We start from the raw sequence: 13,713 nt of genomic DNA on the forward strand, positions 1-13,713 counted from the left end.
TCTCGGCAATGGCTACAGCGCTCCTGACTTCGAACAGGTGACCGACGTCGTCGATGTCTGGTTCGATTCCGGCTGCACCCACGCCTTTGTGACCGAACCCCGGCTCGGCGCCGAACAGGCCGACCTTTACCTTGAAGGCTCGGACCAGCATCGCGGCTGGTTCCAGTCGTCGCTCTTGGAAGCCTGCGGCACCCGTGGCCGCGCGCCCTACAAGGCCGTGCTCACGCACGGCATGACGCTCGATGAGCAGGGGCGGAAGATGTCGAAGTCGCTCGGCAACGTCATCGACCCCCTGAAGGTCATCGGCGAGAATGGCGCCGATGTGCTGAGGCTCTGGTGTGCAACCGTCGACTTCACCGAGGACACGCGCTTCGGCAAGACCGCGCTCCAGACCACTGCCGACAGCTACCGGAAATTCCGCAACACGCTGCGCTATCTCCTGGGCGCGCTGGCCGGTTTCACCGCGGCGGAGCGGGTGACGGTCCCTGACATGCCGCTGCTCGAACGCTGGGTGCATTCCCGCCTCGCTGCGCTCGATGCCGAGTTGCGTGAGCATGTCGAGGCCCATTCCTACAGCCGGATGGTGGCGACGCTCGCGCGCTTCGTGAACGAAGACCTCTCTGCCTTCGCCTTCGATGTGCGAAAAGACAGCCTCTATTGTGATCTGCCGGCAAGTCTGCGCCGCCGCGCCTGGCGCACGACGGTTGCGACGCTCTTCGACTGGCTCGTCACCTGGCTTGCGCCCGTTCTTGTCTTCACCAGCGAGGAAGCCTTCAGCCACCGTTACGGACCGGAGGCGGGCTCGGTGCACTTGCGCACCTATGCAGCCGTCGATCCGGCGTGGCGGGACGAGGCGCTTGAGGCCGACATGGAGCGGCTTCTTGCCCTGCGCGCCACAGCATTCGACACGCTCGAGGCGCTTCGCCGCAACAAGACGATCGGAAGCTTTCTCCAGGCCGAGCTCGACGTTGCCGTCGCCGACCCCGCAGACCTTGCAGCGCTTGCCGGGCTTGATCTTTCCGAGCATCTGCTCGTCGCCGATGTCCGCCTCCGCCAGGACGAAGGTCCGCGCTTTGCTGTCTCCGCCACGCGCACTTCACGTCTGCGCTGCGACCGCTGCTGGCGCCACCTGCGGGATGTCGATGCCAACTCGGGGCTCTGCGCGCGCTGCACTGGAGCCGTTCGATGACACCGGCTCGCGCCTATGCGCTTGCCGCGCTCGTGTTCGGGCTTGACCAGCTGACCAAGTGGTGGATCGTCCACGTCGTGCGGCTCGAGGAGCGGTTCACCATCCCGGTGCTCCCCATTTTCTCGCTCACCTGGGTCGAGAACCGGGGTGTCTCGATGGGCCTCTTGACTGCCGACACGGAAGTCGGCCGCTGGCTGCTCGTCGCGCTTACCGCCACCATTGCCGCTGTGGTCGCGCTCTGGATCCAGCGCGAGAAAAGACCATCCGAGCAGCTTGCATTGGCGCTGGTGCTTGGCGGGGCCCTTGGCAATATCGTCGATCGAGTCCGGCTCGGCTATGTCATCGACTTCGTCCAATTGCACATCGGCCGCTGGTCCTTCTATGTGTTCAACGTCGCCGATGCAGCGATCAGCGTTGGAGTCGTGCTGCTGCTGGCAGCGGCACTTTTTGAGCGCTCGGCCACGAGGAAGGAAAGCCCATGACGATACGCTCGCTTTTCCTCTTTGTTCTGCTCGCCGGCTGCAGTGGGGGAATTGCTGACCGCAAGCGGCCTGACGAATTCGCTGTCGGCCGTCAGGCACCGCTCGTCATTCCGCCGGAATTCTCGCTCGCCCCGCCAGCGCCGGGGGCGCCGCGCCCACTTGCAGCCGACAGCCAGCAGCAGGCGCTTGAAGCCCTGTTCGGGCCGGGCGTCACGCTTCCGCCCAAATCCGCAAGCGAGCTCAGCCTTCTTGAAGGTGCTCGCGCCACATCAGCCACCGACCCGATGATCCGCAACTATGCCGGCGAAATGCGGGGTCCGGCCAACCGGACGCTTGCAGTCGACAAGGGATCGTTCCTGCGCGAGCTCCTCGATGCGCCGTCCTTCACGCGCAATCCCGAGGTCGCTCGCGTGGTCATCCCGGGCGCCTAGGCGCGGCGCGCTTCGAGCTCCTCCCAAAGTCGCGCAGCAACACCTGCAAGCGTTTCGGCGACGGGACCAGTTGCAAGTGGCGTCCCTTGGTCCGAGGCAGCCGTTACTGCCGGATCCAGTGGAAGCGCGGCCACAAGCGGTGCGCCAAGAGCCGCTTCAAGCTTGGGCGCATCAGCCTTGCCGAAGGGATGGAGCAACTTTCCACCTGGCGCATCGATTCGCGCCATGTTGGCGATGGTGCCGAGAACCGGCACATCGAGCTGACGGAACAGCGCTGCGGCGCGACGCGCATCGGCAACGGCGAGCGCTTGCGGCGTGGTGACGAGCACCACGCCTGCGGGCCGCAGCTTCTGGGCGAGCGTGATCTGGATATCGCCGGTGCCCGGCGGCATGTCGACGATGAGCACGTCGAGTTGGCCCCAGTCCGCTCCAGGCCCCATCTGCACCATGGCACCGGATATCATCGGACCGCGCCAGGCAACCGCCCGGTCGGGGTCGGCCATCAGGCCCATGCCAAGAACCTTGAGGCCATGGGCCGCAACCGGGATCAGGCGCCGGTCGCTGGTGGCCGTGGCGCGAGTTCGGATTCCAAGCAGAATATGGGCCGAGGGCCCGTGAATGTCCGCGTCGAGAAGGCCAACTGCGAGGCCGCGCCGGCGCAGCGCCAGGGCGAGATTGGCAGCGACAGTCGATTTGCCGACCCCTCCCTTGCCAGATGCAACAGCAACGACATGGCGAACGCTGGCGAGTCCGTTGGCATCAGCAGTGGGCCCGCTCACGTGCCGTTCGGAGGTCTGGATGATCCGCACCCGCGCAACGCCGGGCACTTGGCGGAGGCGGGTGATGATCTCCGTTTCAAGGGCGCGGGCGGCCGCTGCCGGCAGACCGTCCACGGCGAGGACAGCGCTTGCCGTGCCGTCGTCGGCAAGCTTGATGCCGCTCACGCGGCCGGTATCGAGGATCGAACCGCTGCCGCGCGGGTCGGCGATGCCGGCGAGGGACAGGGCCAGCGGCTCGGTGGCGTGGCGACTTGTCATCTGGGCCTCGCAATCGCAGGAGCGCCCGCCTATATCCCGGCCACTGCGCGCGGCAAGGTCGGGCCTTGAAGGCCTGAAGTCCGCTCCGGCATTGGGAGTCGTGAATGCCCTTTGAGAACAACGAGGAAGGCGGCGACAAGGGCGCCGGGCGCAAGCGCAATCCGTGGGGGAGCGGCGGCGACGGGGGTGCGCGCACGCCTTGGGGCTCTCCTGGCGGGCGATCGGGCGCCGGGCCCCGCGGCGAGGACGGGCCGCCGCGTGGGAGCACCACGCCGGATTTCGATGACTTCATTCGCCGCAGCCAGGAACGGTTGCGCGAAATGGCCGGAGGCGGGCGTCCAGGCACAAGGTTTGGAGGTGGTGGCCGGAGTTCCCTTCCCAACTTGCCCTGGCTCTGGATTGCCGGAGGGCTCCTCCTGCTCGCAGTCGGCTCCACATCGGCCTATCGGATCAACGCCGGTGAGCGCGGGGTCGTCACCCGGCTCGGTCAGTATCACAAGACCAGCAGTCCGGGATTTCATCTGAAGCTGCCGGCGCCCATCGATCATGTCATCAAGGTCCAGTTCGAGAATATCCGCACCACCGAGATCGGATCGCCCCAGGGCACAGCCGAGAATCTCATGATCACTGGCGACCAAAACATCATCGACATTGCCTATGCCGTCAGGTGGCGGCTGTCCAATGCCGAGCAGTTTCTGTTCCAGCTCAAGGATCCGGACACGACCGTCCGGGACGTGACCGAAGCCGCGATGCGGGAGATGATCGGCCGCGCAACGCTCGATAATGCCATTGGCCCGGAACGCGCTGCGATTGCCGAGGAAGTGGCACAGCGCACCCAGGAGATTCTCGACAGCTATCGTTCGGGAATCCGCATCCAGGGTGTTGACATCCGTCAGGCCGACCCTCCGGCTGCGGTTGATGAGGCCTTCAAGGATGTGTCGGCGGCGCAGCAGGATGCGCAGCAGTTCCTGAACCAGGCCCGGGCCTATGCCCAGCAGGTGCAAGCCCAGGCGCAGGGGGCAACGGCGGCCTTTGACAAGGTGTATGAGGAATATCGCCTGGCACCGGAAGTGACGAGGAAGCGGATGTATCTGGAGACGATGGAACAGGTTCTCGGCAAGGTCGACAAGACGATCATCGAGGCGCCCGGAGTCCAGTCCTACCTGCCGCTTTCAGAGCTGCAGCGGCGGGCGCAGGCCAATCGGGCGGGAGCCAGCCAGTGAACCCGCTCCCCCGCGCTTTGATGCTCGGCGGCATCGCCGTACTTGCGCTGCTGTTCCTCCTTGCCAATTCGCTCGTCCGCGTGCCCGAGGACCGGCAGGCGATCGGCATCCAGCTCGGCCGACCCGTATGGACGGTCAATACCTATGAGCCTTTAGAGCGCTTCGGCCAGACCGGGGCCGGCTTGGTATTCAAGCTACCCTTCGTCCAGGAAGTGCGTTTCGTCGACAAGCGCATCCTGCCGCTCGACATTGCCCCCCAGACCGTGCTGTCAACTGACCAGCTGCGGCTGGTCGTAGACGCCTTCGCCCGCTTCCGCGTCGTCGATCCCGTCCGGATGTTCCAGACCGTCCAGACCGAGGAGCGGCTGGCTGACGAGCTCTCCCGCATCCTCACTTCGCGGCTGCGCAATGAGCTTGGCAAGCAGCGGTTTGACGTACTGCTTTCGCCTGAGCGCGGGCAAATGATGGAAACCATCCAGGCCGCAGTCAACCGTTCGGCTGCCGCCTATGGCGCGGAGATTGTCGATGTGCGGATCAAGCGGGCTGATCTTCCGCCCGGAACTCCGCTCGAGGCCGCCTATGAGCGCATGCGCACAGCGCGGCAGGAAGAGGCGCTCACCATCCGCGCTCAGGGGATGCGCGATGCCCAGATCATCCGCGCCGAGGCCGATGCCAATGCGGCGCGAACCTATGCCGAAAGCTTCGGCAAGGATCCGCAGTTCTACGCCTTCTACCGCGCCATGCAGGCCTATCGGTCGACCTTCAATGACGGCAATGCTGCCGTCGTGCTCTCGCCGGACAATGAGTTCCTGCGGGAGTTCACTGGCCGGCCAGGCAACCGCTAGGCATTCAGCATCCGGAAATCCGTTTCGGGAAAAGCCGTCAAGACGCAAGCAACGAAAGGATCGCCCCCATTCGAACTCCCGCTTCCGCAGTGCTTGCCACCGTCACGATGGTCACGGCATCGGTTGCGATGGCCCAGGCGCTCTTCCCTCCCCCTGCGGCAATCGTTGCGCCGGCCGAACCGCCCCAGGGTGCGCCGCGCAGCTTTGCGGACCTGACTGCCAGGCTCCAGCCTGCCGTCGTCAACATCTCGACAACGCAGCGAGTCGAAGTGGGCCGGGCCTTCCCCCGCTTTGGGCCCGGCACCAGCATCGAGGAATTGTTCCGCCGTTTCCAGGAACAGCAGGGCGACCAGGGCGAGCCCGTCACGCGCGAAGCAACCTCGCTTGGGTCTGGCTTCCTGATTTCGCCAGACGGCTATATCGTCACCAATAACCATGTGATTTCCGGGCGTGATGGGCGCAGCCCAGTCGACGCCATCACGGTCACCCTCTCTGACCGGCGCGAATTCAAGGCGCGAGTCATCGGCCGCGACCCGCTTTCCGACCTTGCGCTGCTGAAGGTGGATGGCCGCGATCTGCCCTATGTGCGGTTTGGCAATTCAAGAAGCTTGCGGGTGGGCGACTGGGTGCTCGCAATCGGCAATCCGTTCGGCCTTGGCGGCACAGTGACAGCCGGAATCGTCTCCGCACTCCATCGCAACATCTCGGGTGGCGGCGCCTATGACCGCTACATCCAGACGGATGCCTCGATCAACCAGGGCAATAGTGGCGGGCCCTTGTTCGACCTCTCCGGCAATGTCGTTGGCGTGAACACCGCCATCTTCTCGCCGACGGGTGGCAATGTCGGTGTCGGTTTTGCGATTCCCGCCGAGCTGGCGCAGCCAGTCATCGAGCAGCTCCGCACGGCCGGCCGGGTCCGCCGTGGCTATCTCGGAGTCCAGATCCAGCCGCTCTCCGCCCCCATTGCGGCCTCGCTCGGCCTTCCCAAGGATCGCGGCGAGATCGTGGCCGGAGTGGAGCCAACCGGCCCGGCCCAGAAGGCCGGAATTCGCCAGGGCGACGTGATCATCTCGGTTGCCGGGCAAGAGGTGACGCCCGACAATACCTTGTCCTTCATTGTCGCCAATACGCCCATCGGCACGCGCGTGCCAATCCAGCTTATCCGCAACGGCCAGCGCCAGACCGTCATCGCCACCATTGGCGAGCGGCCGAGCGAGGCCGTGCTCCAGGGCGGCGCGCCTGAGGAACCGGAGGATCGCAGCGGCCGGGGCGAGCCGGGCGCCGAAGCTGCGCGCCAGCAGCTCGGCCTCACGCTCCAGACGCTGACACCGGAGATCCGCCAGCAGCTTCGCTTGCCGGATACGGTCGAGGGCTTGGTGATCGCCCGGGTCAACCCGTCGTCCGACGCTGCCGAGCAGGGTCTCCAGCGCGGTGACATTGTGCTTTCCATCAACCAGCGGCCGGTGCGAACCCCACAGGAGGCCGCGGCCATTGTCGCCGAAGCGCGCAAGGCTGGGCGCGAGACCGTGCTGCTGCTGGTCCAGCGCGGAACCGGGCCCTCCCGTTTCGTCGGCGTGAAGATGCGCTAGAGGGCCCTCGATATCGTCTGGCAAGGGGGCGGCATGGCTGAGAGCATCTTCATCGGGAAAGGCGAGCAGAATCCCCAGGCGCTGCTCTTGAAGCGGGCCAACCGCCACGGCCTCGTCGCAGGCGCGACCGGGACCGGCAAGACCGTCACCCTCCAGGTGATGGCCGAAGGTTTCAGCCGCGCCGGCGTTCCCGTCTTCTTCCCGGACATGAAGGGCGATGTGGCGGGCATGGCGCTTCCCGGCTCGCCGCAAGCGAAGTCGCACGAGGCCTTCGCGCGGCGCGCAGCCGAGCTTGGCCTTCAGGACTATGCCTACGCCGACAATCCGGTCGTGCTGTGGGACCTGTTCGGCGAGCAGGGCCATCCAGTCCGCACCACGGTTTCCGAAATGGGGCCCTTGCTGCTGGCCCGCTTGATGGACCTCAACGAAACGCAGGAAGGCGTGCTCAACATCGCCTTCCGCTATGCCGACGAGAATGGCCTTCTCGTCCTCGACCTCAAAGACCTCCAACAGCTGCTCACCTTCTGCGCCGACAATGCCGACGAGCTTGCCAGCCGCTTCGGCAATGTCTCCCGCCAGACCGTCGGCGCCATCCAGCGCCAGCTTCTGACCCTCGAGTCGCAAGGTGGAGAGCATTTCTTCGGCGAGCCGGCGCTTTCCATTGCAGACATGATGGCAGTCGAGCCGGACGGGCGCGGGCGAATCAATGTGCTCGCAGCCGACCGCCTGATGCAGGCACCACGGCTCTATTCCACCTTCCTCCTGTGGCTGCTTTCAGAATTGTTCGAGGAGCTGCCAGAAGTGGGAGACCCCGACAAGCCGAAGCTCGTTTTCTTCTTCGACGAGGCCCATCTTCTTTTCAACGAGGCACCCAAGGCACTGCTGGAACGCGTCGAGCAGGTGGTACGGCTGATCCGCTCCAAGGGGGTGGGTGTCTATTTCTGTACCCAGAACCCGGTCGACATTCCCGACTCGGTTGCCGGCCAGCTTGGCAACCGGGTCCAGCACGCGTTGCGCGCCTTCACCCCCAAGGACCAGAAGGCAGTCAAGGCGGCGGCTGAGACCTTCCGGCCCAATCCAGCCGTCGATGTGCGGTCTGTCATTACGGAACTGAAGGTGGGCGAGGCGCTTGTGTCGCTGCTTGACGAGAAGGGCGCGCCAACTCCAGTTGAACGCACGCTGATACGCCCGCCCGTTGGCCGGGTTGGCCCGCTAAGCGAGGCCGAGCGCAAGGTTCTCCTTGCGTCCTCGTCTGTTGCTGGCCGTTATGAGGAGGTGGTGGACCGCGAGTCCGCCTACGAGCGGCTGGTCGCGCAAGCCGAGGCACGGGCGGCCGAGGCTGAAGCGGCGAAGGCGGCGAAGGAAGCCGAGCGTGAGGCGCGTGAACGGGCGCGCGCCGAGGCCGCAGCGGAGCGGGAATTTCGCCGCTCCCCCCAGGGCCGAGCCCAGGCCGAGCTGGTCCGGGTTGCAACCTCTGTTGGCCGCAGCATGGCAAACCAGGTCGGGCGAAGCTTGGTGCGGGGTCTGCTTGGTGGCCTGTTCCGCGGCCGGCGCTAGGAGGATGTCTCGCTTCCGTCGCGCTCGATCCGGACTCCGGCCCGCTTGAGCGCAGTCCGCGCTTCCCGCAGCCGTTCCGTCAGGCCGGCGTGGAGCGCAGGCGTGGCTGCGACGAGACCCAGGAGCTCGGGCTCGGGCTTGTTGAAGGCAAAGGGCATGCCCTCCCGGTCCGTGATCCGCCCGCCGGCCGCTTCGAGGATGAGGCTTGCAGCTGCCACATCCCACTCGTTCATCATGCGCGCGTCAATGAGGCCATCGGCTGCACCGCTTGCGACCATCGCGATTCGGAGTGCCATGCTGTTGGGCTTGGGCAGGGCCTCGGCGCTCCACGGCCGCTCCCACAGCCGGGCGGCAAGGAACTGCGGGTCCATGGGCAACCGCATGCCAGCTTCCTCCTGCCGCCCCGAAACCCGGATCGGCGCACCGTTCAGGGTCGCGCCGTCGCGGGTTGCCACATAGACGTCTCCAAGCGCTGGCGCAGCCAGCACTCCGAGCACCACCCTGCTGTCGATTGCGAGTGCGACCGAGACGGCCCAGCCATCGCGCCCGCGGGCGAAGTCGCGCGTGCCATCGATCGGATCCACAACCCAAAGCGCCCGTGCTTCAAGCCGATCGAGCGAGTCCGCCGTTTCTTCCGAAAGCCAGCCATAGCCTGGCCGTGCTCCGAGCAGCCGCTCCTTGAGCAGGCCATCCACTTCAAGATCGGCGGAAGTGACGGGATCGTTGCGGCCCTTCGCCCAGGTGTCGAACCCCCGAGTCGAAAGCCACAGCGCATGCTCGGCCGCATCGCGCGCAGCGCTCTCAGCAAGCACGAGATCTGCCATCAGGTCGAAGCAGAAGGTCTCAGGCACCGGCAACCATCATCTCATCGATCCTGACGGTCGGGCTGTTCGCGGCCCGGCGAAAGAGGAGGTCATCGGCCGGAACCAGGGCCTTGAACATGTCAAGCAAATTGCCGGCAACCGTCATTTCAGTGACGGGTTCCGCAATCGCGCCGTCGCGGATGGCAAAGCCCGCAGCCCCCCGGCTGTAGTCCCCAGTCAATCCGTTCACGCCCATCCCGATAAGCTCAGTCACGAGAAAGCCGAGGCGGATATCGGCCATGAGCTCTGCAACCGTGCAGGTGCCGGCTTCAAGCCAGAGGTTGCTGGTCGCAACCCCGGGCGCGCTGCCAACGCCCCGGCTGGCGTGGCCAGTCGGCGCCCGGCCAAGCTGGCGAGCCGAGGCCGAATCGCACAACGGCGCGCCGAGCACACCATCCTCAACGAGGAGCGTGCGGCGGGTCGGAAGCCCTTCGCCATCGAACGGCCGAGACCGCCGTCCGCGCGGCAGCAGCGGATCATCGACAACATGGATTCGAGGCCTGAACAGCCGCTCGCCTTCGCGTCCACGAAGGAAGCTCGTGCCCCGTGCCCAGGCTGGGCCCGACAATGCCGAAGCAAGGTGGCCAAGCAGGCTTGCAGCAACGCGCCGGTCGAACAGCACCGACATCCTCCCCGTCGGCAGCCGGACCGGATCGAGCCTGGCAACTGCGCGCGCGCCGGCGGACGCACCAATCGCCTGCGGATCGTCAAGGTCAGCAAGGTGCCGTGCCTCGCTCCAGTCCAGGTCCTGCTGCCGCGCCTGTTCCTTGCCGGCGATCGCTACGGCAGAGATCGAAAATGATGAGCTCTTCTGTACGCCAGCGAACCCATGGCTGGTGGCAAAGGCCAGGATCGCCTTGCCCACAGCAGCGGTCGCGCCTTCGCTGCTTGTCACTCCGGCAACGGCGAGTGCCGCACCCTCGGCCGCCTCCGCCATGGCGCGGAGCTGACCTGGATCCACGTCCTCGGCAAGCGGGTCGAAGAGGTCGAGCTCCGGCACGGGCGTTGGGGCGAGGAGATCAGCCGGGGCTAGCCCGGCGTAGGGATCTTCTGGCGCCACCCTTGCCATCGTGACCGCGCGCTCCGCGGCAGCAGCGAGTTGGCCGTGCGAAAGATCGGACGTCGAGACTTGGGCCGAGCGCCGACCCACGAAGACTCGAAGCCCAAGCTCGCCGGTTTCCGAACGCGTTGCATCCTCAAGCGCGCCCATGCGGATGGTAACCGACTGCGAGGCCTCGCCAATGAGGATGACATCGGCTTCCTCGGCGCCGGCAGCGCGGGCCGCGGCAAGCGCTGCCTCTGCTGTTGCCAGCGCCTGGTCCTTTGTCAGCATCAGTGGCCGAGTGTCGGGAAGGGGAGGGTGACAGCGAAGGCGGCCGCCAGCAGCGCACCGGTCTTCACATTGCTGCGAAAGGTGGCAAGCGCGGTCTCGACCTTTTCGGGCGCGAAGACGAGGGTTTGCCAGGCGAGGTGAAGCGCAGCCGGAATCAGGGCGAGGAGGACCAGCGGAGTCGGCCGCAGGAGCCAGAGCGCAACGCTGCACAAGAGGATGGTGGCCGCGTAGAACAGGCCAATGGCTGCCTTGAGGCGCGGTCCAAGCCGCCTGGCACTCGACTTGATTCCGGCGAGCGCATCGTCTTCCCGGTCTTGGGCCGCATAGATGCTGTCGTAGCCGAGCGTCCAGCATATGAGCCCAGCATAGGCAGCGCCAAGTGCGGCCACGGGCGCTGGGTCAGAGCCACAGGCCCAGCCGACGAGAAGGCCCCAATTGAAGGTGAGGCCAAGCCAGGCCTGTGGCCACCAGGTGATCCGCTTCATGAACGGGTAGGCTGCCACAAGACCGAGGGACGCCAGCGCAATTGCCTTTGCGCGCGCGGGGAGCTGCAGCAGAACCAGGAGCCCGACAAGGGAGAGGAGGATGAGGAACAGCCAGGCCGCGCGGACCGAGATTGCGCCGCTTGCAAGGGGCCGCGCTGCCGTTCGCGCGACACGGGCGTCAAGATCGCGATCGACGATATCGTTGTAGACGCATCCCGCCGCCCGCATGGCGATCGCGCCAAGGAGGAACCAGGGAAGAAGCGCTGCCGCCTGCCAGTCCCCGGCGAGCGCGAGCCCGATGGCGCAAGGCCAGAAGAGGAGCCAGATGCCTGCCGGCCGGTCGAACCGCGCCAGCCGGGCATAGAGTCCTGCGCGCTCGGGCAGCCAGTCCACCCAGGTCTTCATGGCATCGGGTGTCATGGGCTTTGCCTAGTGCGCCCCGCCACGCGGAGCAACGCGTCAGGGGGTCTTCAGAACAGCCGGCCAAGGATGAGATAGAGCGCCTGGCCACCTTCTGCAGCGCCTCCAGCGAAGGTGAGCGGGCCGAGCGGCGTGTCGGCAGACACGAACAGGCTTCCTGCCGGGCGCCAGCCAATCCGGCTCCAGCTGTTGAACGCACTTCCGACTTCGACGGATCCTCCAACATAGACGGGAAGATCGACAATCGGGCCCTTCTCGAACAGGCGATGGTAGACGAGCGCCCGGCCGAGGAGGGCATGGCGGCCGAGAAGCTCGTTGACGGCAAGGCCCGAGAGCCGGAACAGCCCCCCCAGGCGGAAATCGCCGAGGATGAGGTTGTCTCCGGCAAGGGTGGTGCCGAACTCGCCGCCGAGCGTGAGCGTGGTACTCCCCCGGCTCAGGGGAACGAATATCCGCCCGCCAAGGCGGGTGTAATCAAGCTGGCCGCCAAGCACCGTCAGATGATCCTCAAGCTGGGCTTCGGCGTAGAGCCCCCGGGTTGGATAATCGATGTCATCGAGCCTGTCGGCAGTGAACTGGATCCGCCAGCCCAAGTCCTCAAGCTTGCCGTCATCGCGCAATTCGATTGGTGGTGCATCGAGATCAAGACCGGAGCGGCTGAGCCCAAACCGCAGCTCACCCCAGCGTTCGACAAGGAGCCCACCCTCCGCCCGGAACCCGAGTTCGCCTGTGCGGACAGTGAGGACCGGAACTCCGGACCGGTAGAGCAGGGTATCGCGGCGCGACCAGAATGGCCCGATTTCAGCAAACACTTGCCCGAACTCGCGATAGAGCGTCGAGCTCATGAGCATGTTCTCGCCGACCCGCAGATCGGTCCGCCATTCGATATCCGTGCTGAGAAGATTGCGATCCGTATAGGCAAGACCGATTCCGAACTCGTTCTGCCGGTCGAAGTCGGTTGCAAAGGAAAGGCCGAACTGGAAGAAATTTTCCTGGCTTGGATCGCCTTTTGCGGTGATGACGATGCCCTCGCCAAGGCCCGGGACTGCGCGGACCTCGTAGCGCACCGACCGGAACGCTCCCAGACCGAACACATGGCGCAGGTCACGCGTCATCCGCTCCGGGTCATGGGTCTGGCCAGCACGGCTCGTCACCAGCTCTTGGATCTGCCGGTCTGGCACGCTTGACTGGTTTTCGAGTCTGACGAAGGTGAGAGTCGGCAGCTTTGCCGGAGCGCGGGCGGCCCTGGCTGCCAGATGCGCTTTCCATTCCGCCTCGCTCAGGCTCAGCGGACGCAATTGGTCAAGGACCGCCAGCGCCGCTGCCCGGCCGCGTGCAATCGCAGGCTCTGCCTTGGTGAAATCGGTCATCGCAATGCCGTCGATATCCGGCCGGATCAACACATCGCGCCTGGAGAGCGACTTGAGCTGGCGGTCAACAGCTGCCCGCCCGAGCAGGAGCTGGAGCTGGTCGAGCACATTGACGAAGGTGACAAGCTCCTCGCGCTTCAGAAGCGGGGAGCCGACATCGACCACGATCACAATGTCAACGCCCATGGCGCGGGCGACATCAACTGGCACATTGTCGACGATGCCGCCATCGACCAGCAGCAGCCCTTCCCGCTCGACAGGCGGCAGGCCCCCAGGCACCGCCATGCTGGCAAAGACGGCCGTTGCAATGTCCCCCCGGTCCAAGACCACGGCTTCGCCGTTGGTAATATCGGCAGCAACCGCCCGGAACGGAATCGGAAGATCGTCGAAGTTGCGCACGCCGCGCGCCGGCGCCAGCGTCTCAGCCAGGGTCAAGTAAAGATCCTGTCCGCGCAGCAGGCCCGGAGGCAGCACCAGGCCCCGGTCGTCAAAGGCAATCCGGAAGTTGACAAGGTTGTCGCGCTCGTCGCGCTTGCGCCGGAACGACAGCCGGTCACGGGGGATCCGGTCAACGAAAAGATTGGCCCAGTCGATCTCGCGGGCAACCTGCTCGAGCTCGGCGGCTGGCCGGCCGGAGGCATAGAGGCTGCCGACAACGGCCCCCATGCTGGTGCCGGCGATGGCATGCACCGGGATCCGGTTCTCCTCCAAGATTTCCAGGACCCCGATGTGGGCGAACCCCTTGGCCCCGCCACCGCCCAGCACAAGGCCAATCCTCGGCGCTTCTGCCGCATGCAGGAGAGACGCAGACAGGAAGGCAAAGCCCAAGAGCAGGCGCCCCCATGTGCGCACCAGGCTCAGGACGGGGAAGGAAGCCACCATGCCGCTG

The 13,713-nt window shown here is 65.8% G+C and carries 12 protein-coding genes; 7 read left to right on the forward strand and 5 right to left on the reverse strand.

The window, feature by feature from the left end; all coding sequences use genetic code 11:
• The 3 genes from ACWIQA_RS04715 to ACWIQA_RS04725 form a co-directional block, all read left to right on the forward strand.
• Positions 1-1,189 (forward strand): class I tRNA ligase family protein (locus tag ACWIQA_RS04715; RefSeq protein WP_448581913.1); only part of this gene is annotated, 1,189 nt, incomplete at its 5' end.
• On the forward strand, positions 1,186-1,671 hold the full coding sequence (gene lspA, locus ACWIQA_RS04720) for a signal peptidase II (protein WP_448581914.1): 486 nt from the start codon (positions 1,186-1,188) through the stop codon (positions 1,669-1,671). The genes ACWIQA_RS04715 and lspA, both read left to right, overlap by 4 nt.
• Complete coding sequence (locus ACWIQA_RS04725) at positions 1,668-2,102, forward strand: DUF3035 domain-containing protein (RefSeq protein WP_448581915.1); 435 nt, start codon at positions 1,668-1,670, stop codon at positions 2,100-2,102. The genes lspA and ACWIQA_RS04725 overlap by 4 nt, the downstream gene beginning before the upstream one ends.
• Here ACWIQA_RS04725 and ACWIQA_RS04730 read toward each other — a convergent pair.
• A complete protein-coding gene (locus ACWIQA_RS04730) occupies positions 2,099-3,139 on the reverse strand; it encodes a P-loop NTPase (RefSeq protein WP_448581916.1) in 1,041 nt (346 codons plus the stop codon). The two genes, ACWIQA_RS04725 and ACWIQA_RS04730, sit on opposite strands and share 4 nt — an antisense overlap.
• Before the next feature lie 104 nt (positions 3,140-3,243).
• Here ACWIQA_RS04730 and hflK point away from each other — a divergent pair, with 104 nt between their 5' ends.
• From hflK to ACWIQA_RS04750, 4 genes are all read left to right on the forward strand, one after another.
• On the forward strand, positions 3,244-4,362 hold the full coding sequence (hflK, locus tag ACWIQA_RS04735) for an FtsH protease activity modulator HflK (RefSeq protein ID WP_448581917.1): 1,119 nt from the start codon (positions 3,244-3,246) through the stop codon (positions 4,360-4,362).
• Positions 4,363-4,382: 20 nt separating this feature from the next.
• The gene (gene hflC, locus ACWIQA_RS04740) at positions 4,383-5,207 is read left to right on the forward strand and encodes a protease modulator HflC (protein ID WP_448581957.1); all 825 of its coding nucleotides are present in this window, start codon (positions 4,383-4,385) and stop codon (positions 5,205-5,207) included.
• Positions 5,208-5,314: 107 nt separating this feature from the next.
• Complete coding sequence (locus ACWIQA_RS04745) at positions 5,315-6,796, forward strand: Do family serine endopeptidase (protein ID WP_448581918.1); 1,482 nt, start codon at positions 5,315-5,317, stop codon at positions 6,794-6,796.
• A 33-nt stretch (positions 6,797-6,829) separates the two neighbouring features.
• Positions 6,830-8,353, forward strand: a complete 1,524-nt coding sequence (locus ACWIQA_RS04750; protein ID WP_448581919.1) for a helicase HerA-like domain-containing protein — start codon at positions 6,830-6,832, stop codon at positions 8,351-8,353.
• Here ACWIQA_RS04750 and ACWIQA_RS04755 read toward each other — a convergent pair.
• Genes ACWIQA_RS04755 through ACWIQA_RS04770 form a run of 4 tightly spaced genes read right to left on the reverse strand, consistent with a single transcriptional unit; the run spans position 8,350 to position 13,706 of the window.
• Positions 8,350-9,204 (reverse strand): inositol monophosphatase family protein, encoded by an 855-nt coding sequence (locus ACWIQA_RS04755; protein ID WP_448581920.1) that lies wholly within the window; start codon positions 9,202-9,204, stop codon positions 8,350-8,352. The genes ACWIQA_RS04750 and ACWIQA_RS04755 overlap by 4 nt on opposite strands.
• Positions 9,197-10,549: a TldD/PmbA family protein gene (locus ACWIQA_RS04760; RefSeq protein WP_448581921.1), complete on the reverse strand. Its 1,353-nt coding sequence runs from the start codon at positions 10,547-10,549 to the stop codon at positions 9,197-9,199. The genes ACWIQA_RS04755 and ACWIQA_RS04760 overlap by 8 nt, the downstream gene beginning before the upstream one ends.
• Positions 10,549-11,454 (reverse strand): 4-hydroxybenzoate octaprenyltransferase, encoded by a 906-nt coding sequence (gene ubiA, locus ACWIQA_RS04765; protein ID WP_448581922.1) that lies wholly within the window; start codon positions 11,452-11,454, stop codon positions 10,549-10,551. The genes ACWIQA_RS04760 and ubiA overlap by 1 nt, the downstream gene beginning before the upstream one ends.
• Before the next feature lie 50 nt (positions 11,455-11,504).
• Positions 11,505-13,706: a patatin-like phospholipase family protein gene (locus ACWIQA_RS04770; RefSeq protein WP_448581923.1), complete on the reverse strand. Its 2,202-nt coding sequence runs from the start codon at positions 13,704-13,706 to the stop codon at positions 11,505-11,507.
• Between the last annotated feature and the right edge of the window lie 7 nt (positions 13,707-13,713).

Source organism: Thermaurantiacus sp. (assembly GCF_053487655.1).

Bases quoted from the DNA above. Each gene is read 5' to 3' on its own strand.
- ACWIQA_RS04745 (WP_448581918.1), top strand. From the start codon at position 5,315: ATGGTCACGGCATCGGTTGCGATGGCCCAGGCGCTCTTCCCTCCCCCT.
- hflC (WP_448581957.1), top strand. From the start codon at position 4,383: ATGCTCGGCGGCATCGCCGTACTTGCGCTGCTGTTCCTCCTTGCCAAT.
- ACWIQA_RS04750 (WP_448581919.1), top strand. From the start codon at position 6,830: ATGGCTGAGAGCATCTTCATCGGGAAAGGCGAGCAGAATCCCCAGGCG.
- ACWIQA_RS04725 (WP_448581915.1), top strand. From the start codon at position 1,668: ATGACGATACGCTCGCTTTTCCTCTTTGTTCTGCTCGCCGGCTGCAGT.
- ACWIQA_RS04760 (WP_448581921.1), bottom strand. From the start codon at position 10,549: ATGCTGACAAAGGACCAGGCGCTGGCAACAGCAGAGGCAGCGCTTGCC.
- hflK (WP_448581917.1), top strand. From the start codon at position 3,244: ATGCCCTTTGAGAACAACGAGGAAGGCGGCGACAAGGGCGCCGGGCGC.
- ACWIQA_RS04730 (WP_448581916.1), bottom strand. From the start codon at position 3,139: ATGACAAGTCGCCACGCCACCGAGCCGCTGGCCCTGTCCCTCGCCGGC.
- lspA (WP_448581914.1), top strand. From the start codon at position 1,186: ATGACACCGGCTCGCGCCTATGCGCTTGCCGCGCTCGTGTTCGGGCTT.
- ACWIQA_RS04770 (WP_448581923.1), bottom strand. From the start codon at position 13,706: ATGGTGGCTTCCTTCCCCGTCCTGAGCCTGGTGCGCACATGGGGGCGC.
- ubiA (WP_448581922.1), bottom strand. From the start codon at position 11,454: ATGACACCCGATGCCATGAAGACCTGGGTGGACTGGCTGCCCGAGCGC.